The organism is Streptomyces sp. SID14436 (assembly GCF_010548465.1).
Classification (GTDB): domain Bacteria; phylum Actinomycetota; class Actinomycetes; order Streptomycetales; family Streptomycetaceae; genus Streptomyces.
This window is the reverse complement of record NZ_JAAGMD010000125.1, coordinates 1-3633: the sequence shown is the minus strand read 5'-3', so window position 1 is coordinate 3633 and position 3633 is coordinate 1. Positions and strand designations below refer to the sequence as shown.

Here is a 3633-nt window from a genome sequence, read left to right as displayed (position 1 = left end):
GCGGTGCGTCCGGCTCACGACCCGTCCGCCGGATCCGCCGCGCCCGGACGGCCGGGCCCGGGCGGGGCGTCCGGCTCCGTGCGCGGCCCGCGGGCAAGGCACCTCGGCCGGTCCTGCTCGTGCACGTGCCCTTCGCCGTGCCAAGGTCGATACTGCCGACTAGCGGCCCTCTCAGCCGAGGGCCGCCGACCGCCCGACCGACGTGACAATCCCTCATGCGCCACCAGCAGCACCCGGCTCACGGCCCGCCGCGGGCCGCCGGGCCCCGATTCCCGTTCCTTTTCCGTCCGACCAGCAGGAACCAGCGGCGGACCCGCTCGGCGGGTTCCGAGGAGGCACCCATGAAGATGCTCATCAACGTCCCGGAGACCGTGGTCGCCGACGCTCTGCGGGGTATGGCGGCGGCCCATCCCGAACTGACGGTGGACGTGGAGAACCGGGTGATCGTCCGCAAGGACGCGCCGGTGGCCGGGAAGGTCGGGCTGGTGTCCGGCGGTGGCTCCGGGCACGAGCCGTTGCACGGCGGGTTCGTCGGGCCGGGGATGCTCTCCGCCGCCTGCCCGGGAGAGGTGTTCACCTCGCCGGTGCCCGACCAGATGGTGCGGGCCGCGGCGGCCGTGGACAGCGGCGCCGGGGTGCTGTTCATCGTGAAGAACTACACGGGCGACGTGCTGAACTTCGACATGGCCGCCGAACTGGCCGAGGACGAGGGGGTGCAGGTCGCGAAGGTCCTGGTCAACGACGACGTGGCGGTCACCGACAGCCTCTACACCGCCGGCCGCCGCGGGACGGGTGCCACGCTGTTCGTTGAGAAGATCGCGGGCGCCGCCGCCGACGAGGGGCAGCCGCTGGAGCGGGTGGAGGCCGTCGCCCGGCAGGTCAACGAGAACTCCCGCAGCTTCGGCGTCGCGCTCAGCGCGGTCACCACTCCCGCCAAGGGCAGCCCCACCTTCGACCTGCCGCAGGGTGAGCTGGAGCTGGGCATCGGCATCCACGGCGAGCCCGGCCGGGAGCGGCGCCCGATGATGACGGCGGGCGAGATCGCCGAGGCCGCAGTCGACGCGATCCTCGCGGACGTCACCCCGCGCAACCCGGTCCTCGTCCTGGTCAACGGCATGGGCGCGACCCCGCTGCTGGAGCTGTACGGCTTCAACGCCGAGGTGCAGCGGGTGCTCGGCGAGCGCGGCGTCCCGGTCGCGCGGATCCTCGTGGGGAACTACGTGACCTCGCTGGACATGGCCGGCGCCTCGGTCACCCTGTGCCAGGTCGACGAGGAGCTGCTGCGCCTGTGGGACGCGCCGGTGAGCACGCCCGGCCTGCGCTGGGGTATGTGACGGGCACCGGGGGGCAGGGTCGAGGAGTACCTACCATGCGAGGAGTTTCCGTGCTCGATGCCGCTTTCTTCCGCCGTTGGATGCTGGCGACCGCCGCGTCCGTGGACCGCGAGGCGGAACGGCTCACCGCCCTCGACTCACCCATCGGGGACGCCGACCACGGCGGGAACCTGCGGCGCGGGTTCACGGCGGTGCGGGACGCGCTGGAGAAGGAACCGCCCGCCACGCCCGGCGCCGTGCTGACCCTGGCGGGCCGGCTGCTCATCTCGAAGGTGGGCGGCGCCTCCGGCCCGCTGTACGGCACGCTGCTGCGCCGGGCCGGGAAGACGCTGGGCGACGCCGCCGAGGTGGACGAACAGCAGCTGGCCGAGGCGCTGCGCGCCGGGGTGGACGCGGTGAGGCAGCTCGGCGGTGCCGCACCCGGCGACAAGACCATGATCGACGCGCTGGTGCCGGCGGTGGACGCGCTCGGTTCGTCCTTCGCGGCGGCCCGCAGCGCCGCCGAGGAGGCCGCCGTCGCGACGACGCCGATGCAGGCGCACAAGGGCCGGGCCAGCTATCTCGGCGAGCGCAGCATCGGACACCAGGACCCGGGGGCGACGTCGGCGGCGCTCCTGATCGCCGCCCTGGAGACGGCCGCGGCCGGGACGGAGGCCGACGGTGAGTGACGGGACGGTGGGCATCGTGCTGGTCTCGCACAGCGCGGCGGTGGCCGCGTCGGTCGCGGAGCTGGCGAAGGGGCTGGCGGGCGCGGGCGACGCGGTGCCCGTCGCCCCGGCGGGCGGTACCGAGGGCGGCGGGCTGGGCACCAGTGCCGAGCTCATCGCGGCCGCGGCGGCGTCCGTCGACCGCGGCGCCGGGGTGGCCGTGCTGACGGACCTGGGCAGCGCGGTGCTCACGGTGAAGACGCTGCTCGCGGACGGGGACGAACTCCCCGGGAACACGCGGCTGGTGGACGCGCCGTTCGTGGAGGGCGCGGTGGCCGCGGTGGTCACGGCGGCCACCGGGGCTGACCTGGCGGCGGTCGAGGCCGCGGCGGCGGACGCGTACACCTACCGCAAGGTTTGATTTGAGGGGTCCGGCCTTTCCCGAGCCGGGGCGGGCGGGGCTCGGACGTCCCGCCCGCCCGGTCCGTGTGCGGTCAGCCGCCGTCGACGAACCGGCGGGCGAGTTCCTCGCCCAGGGCCACCGCCGCGTCGGGGTCCTCGATCGGGGTGACCCTGCTGTTCTTGAACACGATGTAGGTGACCCCCGAGGGGGTGCCGCCGGTGCGCGGGTCGGGGTCGATGCCGAGCGCCTCGGCGGTGGCGTAGGAGGCCTCGCCGATGATGTGCGCGGGACCCACGTCGCCGACGACCGCGTACTGGACCCGGTCGCGGTGGATCACGGCCGCCACGGAGCCGCCGCGCACGCCGTGTTCCCGGTAGTCCCAGACGGCGCTGGGGGCGGGCACCACGATGTGCGGCAGGGTCTCGGAGTTCAGCGGGCGGCCGTCGGACTGGGCGAAGGCGGTGGCGGAGGTGAACGTGGGATCGGTGCCGGCGTTGCAGCGGGGGCCGGGCCGGCCGTCGCAGTCGATGTCCAGGTCGGCCTTCCAGTGCACGACGTCCGGGGTGCCGCACACGGGGATCGTCGCCGCCGTGCCGTGGTCGGTGCGGTAGAGGCCGTGGGAGACCTGGGTGCAGTCGCTCACGCGGGCCAGCAGGTCGGCGGCGGACACGGGGTTCCCGCTCCAGGCGACCGGTGCGGTGCGGTGCTGCGGGGCCGGTCCGGAGGGGAGCACGGCGGGGGCGAGCAGGGCGGCACCGGCCACGGCCAGGGTGAGCGAGGGGACACGGAACACGTTCGGGGGGCCTCTCGTCGGGGACACTGACGGGCACTCAGCCCTCAGCCAATCTCATCCCGGGCCCGTCGGGGGGCCACCACAGCGGGGCCGGACGGTGCACGGCGGCCGACGCGCGGGCGCCGGGGGCCGAGCCGTGTTCCGGCTCGCGCCGCCCGGTCACCCTCGCCGGCGCGGGATCAGCGACGACAGCGTTCCGCGCCACCGGGCATGAACTGCCGAGCCCTCATGAGCAGTTCAGCCGTTCGGATGGTCAGCATACGTAATCCCGCGGACGGTTCACCCACCCCGCCCCTCTTGATGTGGCCGCGTCAGCGACGGCATATTGGTACGGACCATTCGGCGGGTCGGGAGCCGGTCCGGCCGGCCGGCGCCTCCGGCGTGTCGTCCCGCGCCCGCGCCGGCAGCCCTCGCCTGGGAGGAGGAGCCGTGCAGCAGTCCGCGACCGACGGGCCC

General features: G+C 74.8%; 4 protein-coding genes. 3 read left to right on the top strand and 1 reads right to left on the bottom strand.

Translation table 11 applies throughout. The features are described 5' to 3' along the window. Window positions 1–341 precede the first annotated feature (341 nt). From dhaK to G3I53_RS04815, 3 genes are read left to right on the top strand one after another with little or no spacing between them, the layout of a single operon-like run. Window positions 342–1334: a dihydroxyacetone kinase subunit DhaK gene (gene dhaK / locus G3I53_RS04825; protein WP_164332994.1), complete on the top strand. Its 993-nt coding sequence runs from the start codon at window positions 342–344 to the stop codon at window positions 1332–1334. A 50-nt stretch (window positions 1335–1384) separates the two neighbouring features. Beyond that, a complete protein-coding gene (gene dhaL / locus G3I53_RS04820) occupies window positions 1385–2002 on the top strand; it encodes a dihydroxyacetone kinase subunit DhaL (RefSeq protein WP_164332995.1) in 618 nt (205 codons plus the stop codon). Beyond that, the gene (locus G3I53_RS04815; RefSeq protein WP_164438043.1) at window positions 1995–2402 is read left to right on the top strand and encodes a PTS fructose transporter subunit IIA; all 408 of its coding nucleotides are present in this window, start codon (window positions 1995–1997) and stop codon (window positions 2400–2402) included. The genes dhaL and G3I53_RS04815 overlap by 8 nt, the downstream gene beginning before the upstream one ends. 73 nt (window positions 2403–2475) lie before the next feature. Here G3I53_RS04815 and G3I53_RS04810 read toward each other — a convergent pair whose 3' ends face one another. Continuing rightward, window positions 2476–3177: a glycoside hydrolase family 75 protein gene (locus G3I53_RS04810; RefSeq protein WP_343240557.1), complete on the bottom strand. Its 702-nt coding sequence runs from the start codon at window positions 3175–3177 to the stop codon at window positions 2476–2478. Between the last annotated feature and the right edge of the window lie 456 nt (window positions 3178–3633).